A 13903-nucleotide genomic window follows, 5' to 3' on the forward strand; every position below is an offset into this window, starting at 1 on the left:
GAGGGAAATAGATGTCAAAAATAGTGATTGCATTAGGTGGAAATGCGTTAGGAAATTCTTCGAAAGAACAATTGGCAAAAGCACAAACCGCTGCAAAATCCATTGTTGATTTAATTGAACAAGGCCATCAAGTGGTGATTGCTCATGGCAACGGGCCACAAGTTGGCAAAATTCGCTTAGCTTTTGAGGAAACGAGTCAATCTCCAGAAGATGTCGTGCCGTTTCCTGAATGCACAGCAATGAGCCAAGGCTATATTGGCTATCATTTACAACAAGCAATTGATGAAGAACTAGTAGCCAGAAATTTAGGGGAACAACCAGTTGTTACGTTAATTACACAAGTCGTGGTGGATCCGAAAGACCCAGCGTTTACAAAACCAACAAAACCAATTGGTGGTTATTATGACGAAGAAACAGCCAAACAGTTGATGGCGGAAACTGGGAACGTCTATCAAGAAGATGCGGGTCGAGGCTGGCGACGGGTAGTTCCTTCACCAAAACCAGTCGATATTTACGAAAAAGTTAGCTTGCGAACACTTGTTGATGCAGGACAAATCGTAATTGCTTGTGGTGGTGGCGGGGTTCCTATTGCCTATGATGGTCCAGTCTATCATGGTGTAGATGCAGTCATTGATAAAGACTTTGCGGCAGCAAAAATGGCTGAACTCATTGAAGCAGATGTTTTTGTGGTATTAACTGCAGTAGAACATGTTTTTGTTAACTTTGGTCAAGCAAATCAACAAGCTTTGACTGATGTTACGGTTACGGCAATGCAACAATATATAGAAGAAAATCAATTTGCGCCAGGTAGTATGTTACCTAAGGTGGAAGCGGCCATCAGTTTTGCAGAAAGTAAACCAAACCGCCAGGCGATTATCGGGCTTTTAGAATTAGCTTCGGAAGCAATCAAAGGAGAAAGTGGTACACGAATTACACAATAAATTCTCAGTATTTAATTTTCACAAAAGACTAAAACAAACGCATTTAGCGGACTATCTTAATCGTTAGAGAGTAGGACATCGGTCGTTTTGACGGATGTCCTACTCTTTATTTTGTCTTTTTAACGAACAAAACTGTTAGTTGTCATGCAAAAATAAACATAGTAAGATAATCTTTAAATGGTATAGGAGGATAAAAATGTCTAAATTTTTAAAAGTAATCGGAATAATTGCTGTTTTGTTAGTCATAATAGGAGCTGCAGCGTATTGGTTTATACTCAAAAAGTTCACTCCTGAGGCAGAAACCCCAGCAATGTACAATCAAGAGAGAATCGTTAAAACGATTGAAGACCAATTAAAAGAAACAGATGTACAAAAAGCTCGGACCAAAGCACCGTTGATTATTGAAAAAAATATCACTGAATTACAGCAAGCGATTGCCAACGGAACATTGACCTATGAAGAACTTACGGCGTTTTATTTGGACCGTATTTTACAGTTCGATCAAATAGATAATGGCATGAACAGCATCTCTGAAATCAATCCGCAAGCAATTAAGGAAGCCAAGGCATTTGACCAGCAAGCCTCTCAAACACCGAAAAAGCCTTTGTATGGTATTCCTGTGACTTTGAAAGAAAATATAAATACGACCAACATGATTTCGAGTGCAGGAGCTTATGCCTTACGCACGTTCAAGCCTAAGGAAGATGCGGAAGTAGTTAAGAAGTTAACAGAGGCGCAAGCTTTGATTTTAGGAAAAGTAAACTTATCTGAACTAGCGAATTATATGTCAATGAAAGCACCAAGTGGCTATAGTTCCAAACATGGACAAACACTTAATCCTTATGGGCCACTCAAAATAACACCTTCAGGTTCAAGTTCTGGGAGTGCGGCTAGTGTGACGATGAATATCGGCGCCTTCTCTTTAGGCACTGAGACGATGGGATCGATTGTTTCCCCCGCTTCTCATCAATCAGTGGTTGGTTTTAAACCGACCCACAGTTCAGTAAGTGGCGAAGGTGTTTTGCCATTGGCACCGTCATTAGATACAGTTGGCCCGATTGCCCGAAGTGTCGTTGATGCTGCGCAAGGCTATAATGCGTTTAAGAAAGACACGGTTCCGAGCATTGATTCAACGAAATTTACTAAAAATAACTTACAAGGTCAACGCATTGGTTTGCTAGAAATGCCGAGTGCTGAAGAAGAATTTGCGACTGCTAAAAAGGCCCTCCAAAAAGCTGGAGCAGAAGTGATTCCGGTAACACCAGACATGGAAGGGATTGATGGCGGGAAAGTTATTTCCAATGAATTTAAGTTTGCATTGGAAGAATTTGCGAAACGTTATGACTTACCATTTAAAACACTGGAGGAACTAATTGCGTATAATCAACAAGATAAAAAGGTTCGTGCCAAGTATGGGCAAGATTTATTAGAAGCAGATGTTAAAAAGAAACAACCAGATAAAGAAATCATTCAAACAACCATTAAAAAAGCACAGCAAACGTTTGATGCGTTGCTAAAAAAACAACAATTAGACGGATATGCCTTTATTGATTCTGAAGGTACGGGTTTAAGTGCTGTGGCAGGATATCCTGAATTGACTGTTCCTTTGGCGAAAAACAGTGAAGGACAACCTTATGGGCTGACTTTTACACAAACTGCCAATAAAGAGCAAACGTTATTTGAGCAAGCTTACAGCTTTGAACAAAGTACCAAAGGACGGATAGTACTTTCAGACAACGAGCTGTTGGCAAACAGTAAAAAAATAAATAGAGATGATCAGTAAAGGGAAACTAGGAATGGCGAAACATCCGTATCAAACCTAATAAAGATAATCGACCTACAAATGAAAGGAATTGTTTGTAGGTCGATTATTTAGGTTAGTCGTTTTTTTTTTTGCTTTTTTAGGCGAATGTTTTCATGTAATAAGTTAATAAGTGGCCAGATTCGAGAAATAAGGCCGTCAATTTTTAAGCATATCAATAAAAAGAGTGAACGATGGCTGTGTTTGAAGCATGAATATGTGTGGTTGCTTCCGCTTTCACAACATTAATTTGGAGCGCTACCGTCGTAAAGGGTTCTGCTGCAGGAATTATTAGATGGAAACAAATCCATGAATACATAGAAGATTAAAACAAGATGAAGAAAATATTGTGGCAATAAAGGATATCAGAAAGCTTGCGAAATAACTATATGTAGTATTTTATTATTTTACCAATCAATATATAGTATTAAAATCTTCTTTTTATTCCAAAATCTGATTGACTTGTTTTTTAAAACGGAGTACTCTTATTGAGACGTCAACAGAGAAAAGTTTGGTTTTAGGAAGGTCGGAAATTTGTCGTGAATAAGAATTTTTTGGTGAATGATTTTAAAGGTTGGGAAACGAGAAGTTACTTGTTTTTAGCTTTGATGGTGGGGGTACAGTTGATTGCATTTGCTATCAATCCATCGAATTGGATTACGTTAGTAGGTGGTTTAGCCGGCATCATTTGTGTGAATTTAATTGCCCAAGGAAAAGTCAGCAATTACATTTTTGGGTTAATCAGTGCAGTGATTATTGGCTATTTTGGGTTAGTGACACGGGTATATGCGGAAGTTCTTTTACAAAGCTTCTATATTATTATGGACATTACAGGGCTTTATGCTTGGCTTCGGGCTAGCGAAGATGGCTCGGGTCAAGTAACCGAAGTAAAAGTTTTAAAAGGTATTCAGTGGTTGTATGCCTTTTTCACGTGGCTGCTCATTGGCGTAGCTGCATATATTTTGTTAGGTTTTGTAAATGATGCGCAACAAACATTAGATGCAATCACGTTCAGTGTTTCAGCGACAGGGATGTTATTGATGATTAAACGTTATCAATCGCAATTCGTGTTTTGGCTACTAGGAAATATTTTTTCAATTTTGTTATGGTTCCGAGCAGGGACGCACGCTGGTGGTGATTATGCGATATTTGTTATGTATTGTATGTATACTTTTAACTCAATTTTTGGTATGTTTAATTGGTTGAAGATAAAAAATAAAATGGAAAAAAATAGGTAGGGAGTTCGATGGCAGTGATTGTTTTAGCAGGTACGATTGGCGCTGGTAAATCTAGTTTAACAGCTTTAATTGCAAACCGTTTAGGTTCAGAAGCCTTTTACGAATCAGTTGATGATAATGAGGTATTACCTTTATTTTATGCGGAACCGGAAAAGTACGCATTTTTATTACAAATTTATTTTTTAAATAAACGTTTTGATAGTATTAAACAAGCATTAACGCATGAAAATAATGTATTGGATCGCTCGATTTATGAAGATTCATTACTTTTTCATTTAAATGCAGATTTAGGTCGTGCCAACGAAACAGAGGTCAAAGTGTACGATGACTTATTACAAAATATGCTCCAAGAATTGCCTTATGCTGCGCATAAAAAAAGACCTGATTTGTTAGTTCACATTCGTATTTCATTTCCCAAAATGTTAGAACGCATCAAAAAACGTGGCCGTCCTTATGAACAAATTGAGACAGATCCAACGTTGTATGATTACTATCAAATGTTGAACGAGCGTTATGATCAATGGTACGAAGACTATGATGAAAGTCCTAAAATTCAAATTGATGGCGATAAATATGATTTTGTCGAAGATCCTGAAGCGTGTCAATATGTCTTGGCGTTAATTGAGAAGAAAATTGAAGAATTAGAAAGATAAATAAAAAGAAGCAAGTCCGGACTTGCTTCTTTTTGACTTAAAATGTGGATAGATAGGCTAAAGTTGCTACTAAATAAAGGAGTGTAGTGCTAAATTATAGAATCGGATTTTAACCTTCCCCTAAGTTAAAATCGGATAATCTATCCATCGACAGTTTAAGTTTGTATAAAATAGCGGTAGCTATTATCAACGAAGTCATTCATCGGTTGACCTGACTTCTCTAGAAGTATACCATCGAAAATAACCGACAGTTGTTCAAAATTTGGACTTAGTAAGTGTAAATTTTGATTGAAAGTTTCTGTAAATCAATCATTTATTCAAAAAATAATACTCGAAAGAAGGAAGATAAATGGGCCAAATTTGGTTTGAACGCATTCTACGTTGGCGCAAAAAAGCGCAACGATTTTTACAAGGACGTTATGCCCGGTTCGATGAATTGAATCGAACGCTGTTGCTAACAAGTGTCGTGCTGGCGCTCATCAATATTTTTACTGGCTATCTTTGGGTTCGGTTATTGATTTTAATCACAGTCGCCTACGTGTATTATCGCTTTTTTTCAAAACATATTCACCCGCGATTGAATGAAAATCAACGGTTTATTCTTCGAAAACAACGCCTAATGCAAAAGGTTCATGCTTTTCGCAAGCGACACCTGACTCAGAAAGAGTATCGTTATTTTAAATGTCCAAAATGTCAGCAGTCATTACGTGCGCCGAAAGGACGAGGAACAATCAAAGTCACTTGTTCAAACTGCCAAAATCAATTTATCAAAAAAGTCTGACCTTCTGTATTTTTTGGTCTAGGCAACTTTCGGACTTGTGGTATACTTGAGAAAAGAACCATTGGATATTCTAAAAGGGGAATATCTTGTTAAAAAAGGAGAGAAAAAACAATGGAAATTAAACGCCAACAAGAAATTGTTGAAGCGTATCACTATGATATGCGAGTACCTGATTCAGAAGTAGAGACAGATTTACGTGTCAGTTTTTCACCAATTGAAGTAGAAGAAGAAAATTATCCAGAAAACAGCTCAGCACTTGTTGCTCGCTTAGAATTTCGAATTGTCTTTGACGAATTTGTTTTATCAGGGGCGATTAGCCAAATTAATCACATTATTGATCGTAAAATTGAAAAACAAGAAGATATTTCGCAAGAAGAAGTCGATGAACTTGTGCGTCCTTTATTTAGCATCGTCGAACGTTTATCTTATGAAGTAACTGAAATTGCTCTGGATCGTCCAGGTGTTCAATTGAATTTTCAACAATCAGAAGAAGCTTAAACTTTGAAAACAGCGTTTATAACGGATTCCGTTATAAACGCTGTTTTTATTCTTGTGAAGATTTAGCAACCAAAGCTTTTTTAAACTGTTCATAATTTTTTGTAGCGATATCCACATAAGCAATCGGCTGACCAACTTTGGTGATTTTTTCGGGAAGATAGGGAGCGAGCATTTCATTGTACAAAATGAACGCAGCTTCTGGTACTTCCTCTGAAAGAACATCATAACTGATAAAGTCAATTTCATAGGTTGGTTGAAAAAAGGCTTTGATGTTTTGCTGCTCTTTATTTGAAAAGAGCCAAGGACCCGCATTTGCAGGGCTTCCCACAAATAACGTCGCTCCATCACGGTTGACAGAAAGGATCCAACAAATTTTTTGCATACGCTTACACCTCCTAGAACTAAGTATACCACGTCAGCTTAAAAGAAAGAGGACAAAAAACAAATTATTTTTACAGTGACTAGTAAAACAACACTTGGTGATAGTTTTAAACTATCGCAACGGTTATTTTCTATCAAAAAGTAAGCAAATTATCCCACTATTTGCTATAAAATAAGGTACAATAGAACTATCACTGGAAACAGTCTGCTGTTTTCAGGGTATTTACTGGAGAGTGAGTACCGGGAACCTTTACTTCCTTTGATGTACTTGTCATTAAAAACATAGGGAGGAACTAAAATGACAACATTCATCACTGTATTAGTGATCCTTGCATTTATTGCTGTGTTATTCGGTTTCTACCAAATGCAAAAGAAACATTTAAAATTCTCAACACGTGTCTTTTCAGCATTGGGCGTGGGGATTGTTTTAGGTGCAATTATTCAATTTGCTTTTGGTACAGACAGTAAAATTACTACGCAATCAATGGAATGGATCGGAATTGTAGGTAATGGTTATGTAGCGTTTCTACAAATGCTCGTAATTCCGTTAGTATTTGTATCTATCGTAGGTGCATTTACAAAAATGAAAGAATCCAATAAATTAGGAAAAATTAGCTTTAATGTGTTAGCCACCTTACTAGGAACAACAGCAGTAGCTGCCTTGGTGGGGATTGGAACAACCTTAGCGTTTGGCCTTCAAGGGGCAAAATTCACGCAAGGTGCTGCAGAAACGTCAAGAATTGCCGAGTTAGCGACGCGTCAAGATGCGATTCAAGATTTGACGATTCCACAACAAATCGTTTCATTTATTCCTAAAAATGTCTTTGCTGACTTTGCGGGAACACGACCAATGAGTACCATTGGGGTAGTAATCTTTGCTGCGTTTGTTGGTGTCGCTTATTTAGGCGTTCGTCGTAAAGCGCCAAAAGAAGCTGAATTTTTTGCAAATTTAATTGATAGTTTATATAAAATTACCATGCGAATTGTTACCTTAGTTTTACGCTTGACCCCTTATGGCGTGTTAGCGTTAATGATTAATGTTGTAGCAACAAGTGATTTTGTTGCGATTATTAACTTAGGTAAATTTGTGTTGGCATCGTATGTGGCCTTAATTATTGTTTTTGCCATTCACATGTTGATTTTAATTACTTTAAAAGTCAACCCAGTTACGTATCTAAAAAAAGTTTTTCCAGTCTTGAGCTTTGCTTTTACTTCTCGTTCAAGTGCAGGAGCTTTACCATTAAATATTGAAACACAAACCAAAGCATTAGGTGTCGATGATGCCACAGCAAACTTTGCTGGTAGTTTCGGTTTATCTATTGGACAAAATGGTTGTGCCGGCGTTTATCCAGCTATGTTAGCAACCATCGTTGCACCAACTGTTGGAATTGATGTCTTTAGTTTACAATTTATTTTAATGTTAGTAGCAGTTGTCACAATCAGTTCATTTGGCGTAGCCGGTGTCGGCGGCGGAGCAACCTTTGCTTCTCTAATCGTTTTAGGCGCAATGAACTTACCAGTTGCAATTGTTGGTTTAGTAATTTCAGTTGAACCACTTATTGACATGGCGCGGACAGCTGTTAACGTTAACGATAGTATGGTTGCAGGCGTGTTAACAAGTGCTCGTATTCATGAATTAGATCGTGATGTCTTAAATGATCGCGACGTTGTCTTAGATGCAAATATCTAAATCAATAAAACGAAAAGTGTTTGAGCAATGTCTTGCTCAAACACTTTTATTTTGATTTTAAGCGAAAGTGCAGTAATTATTTAAAAGAACGTATATAATAAGTTGTTAACTAAATTCAAAAGGACGTGAAGGAATGTTTTCAAACCAAGTAAAGATTATGTTATATGTGAATAATGTTGAGGAATCTAGTCAATTTTGGCAAACGTTTGGCTTTGTTGAAAAGGAAAGAGAGGAAGTTGACGGCACATTGGTGGTAGAAATTGCGCCAAGTGAATCAGCAGAGACGATTATTGTTTTATATGATTTGGCCTTTATTCAAAAACATTCACCAGAAGTGGCGGGGAATACCCCTTCTTTAATGTTTGCTAGCGATGATATCATTGGTCTCTATAAAAAAATGCAAGAGGCTGGCGTTACTGTTGGTGAAATGGTTCAATTGCCAACAGGCTTAGTTTTTAATTTTGCAGATAACGATGATAATTACTTTGCTGTGATGGGGCAAGAAAGTAAATAAAAAACAGCTTGGCACTGGAATCTAGATTGATTCTGGTGCCAAGCTGTTTTTTATAAAAGTTGAAAGTTTTATAAATTTTACTAAAATCTGTAATTTTCATGAAAATATAGCGTATGATAATGCTGTTAATAGAATAGGCGGAGGTAAGCGGTATGCGTAAACGACATGCAAAGAAAAGACATGGAGGAGTGAATTGGCTTTTTATAGTGTGTTTGTTGGTGGTGATTGGTGGTAGTGGTTATTTAATAAAAACGTTCTTTTTCACTAGAGATTCACAAGTTAGTCAAGAATCGAAAGTGGTCTTGGAAGAAGATCGCCGAAGTGATAATTATGCGAATTTAACGAAAGAAATAGTTGCACCAGATAGTGGCGAACTTGATCAAAAAATTCAAGAAACAAATTATATTGGTTCGGCTTTGATCATTAAAGATGGTCAGGTTTTAGTAAATAAAGGATATGGCTTTGCCAATTTTGAAAAGCAACAAGCCAACACGCCAAACACAAGGTTTCAGATTGGCTCGATTCAAAAATCTTTTACCACAACCTTGATCTTAAAAGCGATTGAAGAAGGTAAACTTACATTAGATACAAAACTTGCTACGTTTTATCCGCAAGTTCAAGGTGCTGGAGACATTACGATTAGCGATATGTTGAATATGACAAGCGGTTTGAAGTTATCAGCAATGCCTAATGATATCGTTACCGATGAAGAAATTATTCAATTTGTTAAACAAAATACCATTCAAGTCAATAAAGGAAAATACAATTATTCCCCAGTAAATTTTGTCCTTTTAGCAGGAATGTTAGAGAAAATGTATCAACGTACCTATCAAGAATTATTTAATAATTTTTATCACAAAACGGCTGGTTTAAAGAATTTTGGCTTCTATGAAACCTTATTGGAACAGCCCAATAATTCAACAAGTTATAAATGGACAGAAGATAATTCATATAACCAAGTGCTCTCAATTCCTGCAGCTAGTTTTGCCCATGAATTTGGGACTGGTAATGTGGATATGACGACAGGTGATTTGTATTGGTACTTACATCAATTAACGAGTGGACATTTAGTTTCCACCGCACTTTTGCAAAAATTATGGACGTCTTCTCAGCAAAGCTCTTATCATGGCGGCATCTATGTTCATGATAATTATTTACGTTTACACGGAGTTGAAGCGGGTCAACAAGCCCTAGCTTTATTTTCAAAAGATATGAAAACTGGGATCATATTGCTAACTAATTGTGTGAATCCAGCGAAATACAAAGAATTAATTGGTTCGTTGTTCCATGATGTAACCAATTTAACTGTTAAATTTTAAAGCAGAAGCAACAACGATCACTCCAAAGCCTTTTTAGGTTTCTTCTGAGAGACTTTATATTAAAATAAAGGGAAGAACAATCAAAGGGAGTGACGAAGATGAAGCGATCAAAAAATAAACAAGTTGTTATTGGTGAATCAACGAAAAAAAACATTTATCTTCAAGATATAGAACAGGAAACGCAAGCTTTTATTCTCCAAAACAATCCACAATTGACAGCTGAATCGATGATTACATTGGCGGAGTTACTTAATTATCGTTTGGATTACATGAAACAATTGGTCGCAAATGATTCTGAAAAAATCCAACAACTGAATGAATTGGTGGTTCAACATATCAAAGAAGATAAGCTGATTTCCAATAATATGAATGAAAAGATGGAAAAGAAATTAACCTTTGGCCAACGAGCAGCGGATACCATTGCTAAATTTGGCGGTAGCTGGGTGTTTATTGGCTTCTTTTGCTTCGTGTTGATTGCTTGGATCGTGATTAACTCTACCACTTTATTGGGACAACCATTTGACAAATATCCTTATATTTTGCTAAATCTCGCCTTATCTTGTTTAGCAGCTATCCAAGCACCGATTATTATGATGAGTCAAAACAGACAAGAAGCCCGTGATAGAGAACAAGCGAATAATGATTATAAAATTAACTTAAAAGCAGAAGTAGAAATTAATTTATTACATGAGAAAATGGATTATATTATCAATAATCAACTAGAAAATTTGGTAAAAATCCAAAATATTCAAATTGAACTTTTAGGTGAATTGCAAGAACAACTCGCCGCGACTTCTGAAAAGGAGTAGTATATAGAAGAGGTCGGGACAGAACCGTTTAGCTCCGAGAAATAAGAAGAAATTTCCGAAAATTGCTCTTTAATTTTTGGAGAATTTCGGCTTATTTCCGAAGGAGTTGGTTCTGTTCCCGCCGTTTATCAGGCTTTTTTTATTGTGTGTAAATACACAAGCAAAATAATCGCTTTCCCTTTTTCATTCACCGTATAATGGGATAGAATGACTTTATACAAAAGGGGAAAACAAGATGAAATACCAAGTATTACTTTATTACAAATATACAACAATTGAAGATCCAGAAGCTTTTGCGAAAGAGCATCTAGCCTTTTGCAAATCATTAAACTTAAAAGGCCGTATTTTAGTAGCGACAGAAGGGATTAACGGAACGTTATCTGGTACTGTCGAAGAAACAGAAAAGTATATGGAAGCAATGCAAGCAGATGAGCGCTTTAAGGATACATTCTTTAAAATTGATCCAGCAGAAGAAATGGCGTTCCGCAAAATGTTTGTTCGCCCACGTTCTGAATTAGTGGCGTTGAACTTAGAAGAAGACGTTGATCCATTAGAAATGACGGGGAAATATTTGGAACCTGCAGAATTTAAAGAAGCCTTATTAGACGAAGACACTGTTGTAATCGATGCTCGTAACGATTATGAATATGATTTAGGTCATTTCCGTGGTGCCGTGCGCCCAGATATCCGTAGCTTCCGTGAATTACCACAATGGATTCGCGAGAACAAAGAACAATTTATGGATAAAAAAATTGTTACCTATTGTACTGGCGGGATTCGCTGTGAAAAATTTTCTGGCTGGTTATTAAAAGAAGGATTTGAAGATGTTGCTCAATTGCATGGTGGTATCGCCAACTATGGAAAAAATCCAGAAACACGTGGCGAACTTTGGGACGGCAAAATGTATGTCTTTGATGACCGAATCAGTGTCGAAATTAATCATGTTGATAAAAAAGTTATTGGGAAAGACTGGTTTGATGGGACACCTTGCGAACGCTACATTAACTGTGCAAACCCAGAATGTAATCGTCAAATCTTAACTTCAGAAGAAAATGAACATAAACATTTAGGTGGCTGCTCATTAGAATGTAGCCAGCATCCTGCCAACCGTTATGTAAAAAAACATAATTTAACAGAAGCAGAAGTTGCTGAACGTTTAGCTTTGTTAGAAGCGGTTGAAGTATAAAAATAATAAAAAAATAAACAAAAAAACTTCGAAAATTATTTTTCGAAGTTTTTTTGTTTATTTTTTTGTCTTTAAAAGTGTTGATTTTAAAGCTTTCTTAGCTAAAACCATTTTATTTTTTAAAAGCGTCTGAAAAAAATAAAAAAATCTAATAAATATTTCTTTTATATAATGTTTATTGGCTGGGCCAGTCAATGTTGAAAATGGGGAAGGAGGAATTCAGATGAAAATCATAAAAAGGTTTAGTTTGGTATGTTTAGGGCTATTGATCATTGGGTTGCAAACAAAAAGCGTTATGGCTGAAGAAAATAATTATGAATCAAATGGTCAAGCGAGCTTCTATGGTACCTACGTTTATGAGAATGAAAAAGAGTCAAATGACGTAGCGTATACCCAACAATCAGAAGAACAGGGAAGAAACAATTTAGCTGCTTCTGGACAAGCAGTTTTACCTAAAACAGGCGAGTCTGAAAATCCGCTGTATTCCTTGATAGGAGTTAGTTTGTTGGGGATAGTCATTTATTTAATTAATAAAATGAAACGAGAGAAGGAGTTTATTTAATGAAAAAAACTGTTTTACTTACATCGGCAACCATACTTTTAGGCGTAGGGTTTCAAGCAATAAACGCATCAGCAGCAGAAACTTTTCCGAAAGAATACAATACAGAAGGCACAATTACTTTTGAAGCAGGTGATAATGAAATCACACCGCCTGTTGATCCAGAAAATCCCGATCCTACTGATCCAGTAGACCCAATTGATCCTCCAGGGCCAGGAACGGGTGGTGCCTTATCAATTGATTATGGGTCAAAATTTAAATTTGGTACACAAAAGATTTCTACGGCAGATCAAACGTATTATGCTGCGCCAGATGAAATGAAAGATGGTTCAAAAAAACCAACCTATGTACAAGTAACTGATAAAAGAGGAACGTTAGCAGGATGGAAACTAACGCTTTCCCAACCTGAACAATTTAAAACAGCTACTGGAGAAGAACTAGTCGGCGCTCAATTGACGTTTACAAAGGCAGAAGCTGCCTCAATGGTGGATGAAAAATATAAACCTACTGAAGTCAGTAGTACTATTTCCTTAACACCTGGTGTAAATAATAATCTAGCGATGAACGCTAAAAAAGAAACAGGTGTTGGGACTTGGGTTTATCGCTTTGGTTCAAATGAAGCAACAAATAAAGAAGCTGTCCAACTATTCGTTCCCGGAAAATCTGTAAAGCTTGCACAACAATATTCAACGAAGTTAGTTTGGGCATTAGAAGATACTCCCGCTAATAATTAAATAAAGGAGAAAAGCAATGAAAAAACAATTCACAGGAATCGTTCTATGCAGTACATTTGCAGTTGCTGGTTGGTCCTTACAAGCGAAGGCAGAGGAGCCAAAAGAGTATCGTTCGAATGGTTTAGTAGAATTTATTCCGAACGTAGATCCGACAGAGCCGGTTGATCCAGAAAATCCCGATCCAGAAAAGCCAGTCAAACCAATTGATCCGACAGACCCAGAAGGTCCCAATCCTGGTACCCAAGGACCGCTGTCTATTGATTATGCTTCAAGTTTTGACTTTGGGAAAAATCGTATTTCGAATAAAGACCAAGTATATTTTGCAAGAGCACAGCAATATCAAGAAAATCAAAAAGAAACACCAAATTTTGTGCAAATTTCTGATAATAGAGGAACCAATAGTGGTTGGTCTTTAACGGTTACGCAAAAGGAGCAATTTAAAGCAACAAAGGCGACTTTAAATAGTCAGTTGACAGGTGCGCAAATTTCTTTAGCTAACCCGACCGTTAATAGTAATGCGCAAAATGTTGTGAAACCAGAGGCAACAAATAAGATTGCCCTTGTTCCAGGAACCGCATCGCTAGTGGCAGCTGCGAAGCAAGGAACCGGTGCAGGAACCTGGGCTACTTATTGGGGCAAAGTAGAAGTTGTTGCAGAACGCGATGAAACCAATACGGTACACAATGTTAATGTTACAAAAGATGTTGCGCTATCAGTACCAGGGTCAACCCCTAAAGATGCCGTGAAATATCAAACAAAATTATTGTGGACGTTGACGGATGTACCAGGAATTTAAAAA

16 protein-coding genes are annotated in these 13903 nt (G+C 36.8%); 14 read left to right on the forward strand and 2 right to left on the reverse strand.

The features are described from left to right. The first annotated feature begins 11 nt into the window (after positions 1-11). Together arcC and IGK54_RS02480 are read left to right on the forward strand one after the other, a co-directional pair. Positions 12-941 (forward strand): carbamate kinase, encoded by a 930-nt coding sequence (gene arcC / locus IGK54_RS02475; protein WP_002355590.1) that lies wholly within the window; start codon positions 12-14, stop codon positions 939-941. Between the two features lie 196 nt (positions 942-1137). Beyond that, positions 1138-2724, forward strand: coding sequence for an amidase family protein (locus tag IGK54_RS02480; protein WP_048949571.1), 1587 nt, complete (start codon positions 1138-1140; stop codon positions 2722-2724). Positions 2725-2917: 193 nt separating this feature from the next. Here IGK54_RS02480 and IGK54_RS02485 read toward each other — a convergent pair whose 3' ends face one another. Beyond that, positions 2918-3061: a hypothetical protein gene (locus tag IGK54_RS02485; protein ID WP_002366184.1), complete on the reverse strand. Its 144-nt coding sequence runs from the start codon at positions 3059-3061 to the stop codon at positions 2918-2920. A gap of 220 nt (positions 3062-3281) precedes the next feature. Between IGK54_RS02485 and pnuC the strand changes: the two genes are divergently transcribed. From pnuC to IGK54_RS02505, 4 genes are all read left to right on the forward strand, one after another. Then, positions 3282-3980, forward strand: a complete 699-nt coding sequence (gene pnuC, locus IGK54_RS02490) for a nicotinamide riboside transporter PnuC (RefSeq protein WP_002355593.1) — start codon at positions 3282-3284, stop codon at positions 3978-3980. 8 nt (positions 3981-3988) lie between these two features. After that, a complete protein-coding gene (locus tag IGK54_RS02495) occupies positions 3989-4633 on the forward strand; it encodes a deoxynucleoside kinase (protein ID WP_002355594.1) in 645 nt (214 codons plus the stop codon). Between the two features lie 349 nt (positions 4634-4982). After that, the gene (locus IGK54_RS02500) at positions 4983-5414 is read left to right on the forward strand and encodes a hypothetical protein (protein ID WP_002398115.1); all 432 of its coding nucleotides are present in this window, start codon (positions 4983-4985) and stop codon (positions 5412-5414) included. 111 nt (positions 5415-5525) lie between these two features. After that, a complete protein-coding gene (locus tag IGK54_RS02505) occupies positions 5526-5912 on the forward strand; it encodes a DUF1149 family protein (protein WP_002358717.1) in 387 nt (128 codons plus the stop codon). 46 nt (positions 5913-5958) lie between these two features. Here the strand turns inward: IGK54_RS02505 and IGK54_RS02510 are convergent, their stop codons facing one another. After that, entirely contained in the window at positions 5959-6294 is a 336-nt protein-coding gene (locus tag IGK54_RS02510) for a hypothetical protein (RefSeq protein WP_002366186.1), read from the reverse strand. A 297-nt stretch (positions 6295-6591) separates the two neighbouring features. Here IGK54_RS02510 and IGK54_RS02515 point away from each other — a divergent pair, with 297 nt between their 5' ends. The 8 genes from IGK54_RS02515 (at position 6592) to IGK54_RS02550 (ending at position 13900) form a co-directional block, all read left to right on the forward strand. Then, positions 6592-7983, forward strand: coding sequence for an L-cystine transporter (locus IGK54_RS02515; protein ID WP_002355598.1), 1392 nt, complete (start codon positions 6592-6594; stop codon positions 7981-7983). 133 nt (positions 7984-8116) lie between these two features. Then, positions 8117-8497 carry a VOC family protein gene (locus IGK54_RS02520; protein WP_002363195.1) on the forward strand — a complete coding sequence of 127 codons (381 nt, stop codon included), beginning with the start codon at positions 8117-8119 and terminating at the stop codon, positions 8495-8497. Between the two features lie 152 nt (positions 8498-8649). Beyond that, positions 8650-9816, forward strand: a complete 1167-nt coding sequence (locus IGK54_RS02525) for a serine hydrolase domain-containing protein (protein WP_010777421.1) — start codon at positions 8650-8652, stop codon at positions 9814-9816. 98 nt (positions 9817-9914) lie between these two features. Further along, positions 9915-10625 (forward strand): DUF1003 domain-containing protein, encoded by a 711-nt coding sequence (locus IGK54_RS02530; RefSeq protein ID WP_010713876.1) that lies wholly within the window; start codon positions 9915-9917, stop codon positions 10623-10625. Positions 10626-10860: 235 nt separating this feature from the next. Next, complete coding sequence (locus IGK54_RS02535; RefSeq protein ID WP_002379122.1) at positions 10861-11811, forward strand: rhodanese-related sulfurtransferase; 951 nt, start codon at positions 10861-10863, stop codon at positions 11809-11811. A gap of 178 nt (positions 11812-11989) precedes the next feature. Continuing rightward, on the forward strand, positions 11990-12373 hold the full coding sequence (locus tag IGK54_RS02540) for an LPXTG cell wall anchor domain-containing protein (protein ID WP_002386955.1): 384 nt from the start codon (positions 11990-11992) through the stop codon (positions 12371-12373). Continuing rightward, positions 12373-13104: a WxL domain-containing protein gene (locus IGK54_RS02545; protein WP_002361269.1), complete on the forward strand. Its 732-nt coding sequence runs from the start codon at positions 12373-12375 to the stop codon at positions 13102-13104. The genes IGK54_RS02540 and IGK54_RS02545 overlap by 1 nt, the downstream gene beginning before the upstream one ends. 16 nt (positions 13105-13120) lie before the next feature. Then, positions 13121-13900 carry a WxL domain-containing protein gene (locus IGK54_RS02550; RefSeq protein ID WP_002355607.1) on the forward strand — a complete coding sequence of 260 codons (780 nt, stop codon included), beginning with the start codon at positions 13121-13123 and terminating at the stop codon, positions 13898-13900. The last annotated feature ends 3 nt before the right edge of the window (positions 13901-13903 follow it).

It is taken from the genome of Enterococcus sp. DIV2384 (assembly GCF_050534975.1).
GTDB lineage: Bacteria > Bacillota > Bacilli > Lactobacillales > Enterococcaceae > Enterococcus > Enterococcus faecalis.

What these genes read in the sequence shown, in the direction of transcription:
- arcC (WP_002355590.1), top strand. Translation starts at nt 12, where the DNA reads ATGTCAAAAATAGTGATTGCATTAGGTGGAAATGCGTTAGGAAATTCT.
- IGK54_RS02480 (WP_048949571.1), top strand. Translation starts at nt 1,138, where the DNA reads ATGTCTAAATTTTTAAAAGTAATCGGAATAATTGCTGTTTTGTTAGTC.
- IGK54_RS02485 (WP_002366184.1), bottom strand. Translation starts at nt 3,061, where the DNA reads ATGTATTCATGGATTTGTTTCCATCTAATAATTCCTGCAGCAGAACCC.
- IGK54_RS02495 (WP_002355594.1), top strand. Translation starts at nt 3,989, where the DNA reads ATGGCAGTGATTGTTTTAGCAGGTACGATTGGCGCTGGTAAATCTAGT.
- IGK54_RS02500 (WP_002398115.1), top strand. Translation starts at nt 4,983, where the DNA reads ATGGGCCAAATTTGGTTTGAACGCATTCTACGTTGGCGCAAAAAAGCG.
- IGK54_RS02505 (WP_002358717.1), top strand. Translation starts at nt 5,526, where the DNA reads ATGGAAATTAAACGCCAACAAGAAATTGTTGAAGCGTATCACTATGAT.
- IGK54_RS02510 (WP_002366186.1), bottom strand. Translation starts at nt 6,294, where the DNA reads ATGCAAAAAATTTGTTGGATCCTTTCTGTCAACCGTGATGGAGCGACG.
- IGK54_RS02515 (WP_002355598.1), top strand. Translation starts at nt 6,592, where the DNA reads ATGACAACATTCATCACTGTATTAGTGATCCTTGCATTTATTGCTGTG.
- IGK54_RS02520 (WP_002363195.1), top strand. Translation starts at nt 8,117, where the DNA reads ATGTTTTCAAACCAAGTAAAGATTATGTTATATGTGAATAATGTTGAG.
- IGK54_RS02525 (WP_010777421.1), top strand. Translation starts at nt 8,650, where the DNA reads ATGCGTAAACGACATGCAAAGAAAAGACATGGAGGAGTGAATTGGCTT.
- IGK54_RS02530 (WP_010713876.1), top strand. Translation starts at nt 9,915, where the DNA reads ATGAAGCGATCAAAAAATAAACAAGTTGTTATTGGTGAATCAACGAAA.
- IGK54_RS02535 (WP_002379122.1), top strand. Translation starts at nt 10,861, where the DNA reads ATGAAATACCAAGTATTACTTTATTACAAATATACAACAATTGAAGAT.
- IGK54_RS02545 (WP_002361269.1), top strand. Translation starts at nt 12,373, where the DNA reads ATGAAAAAAACTGTTTTACTTACATCGGCAACCATACTTTTAGGCGTA.
- IGK54_RS02550 (WP_002355607.1), top strand. Translation starts at nt 13,121, where the DNA reads ATGAAAAAACAATTCACAGGAATCGTTCTATGCAGTACATTTGCAGTT.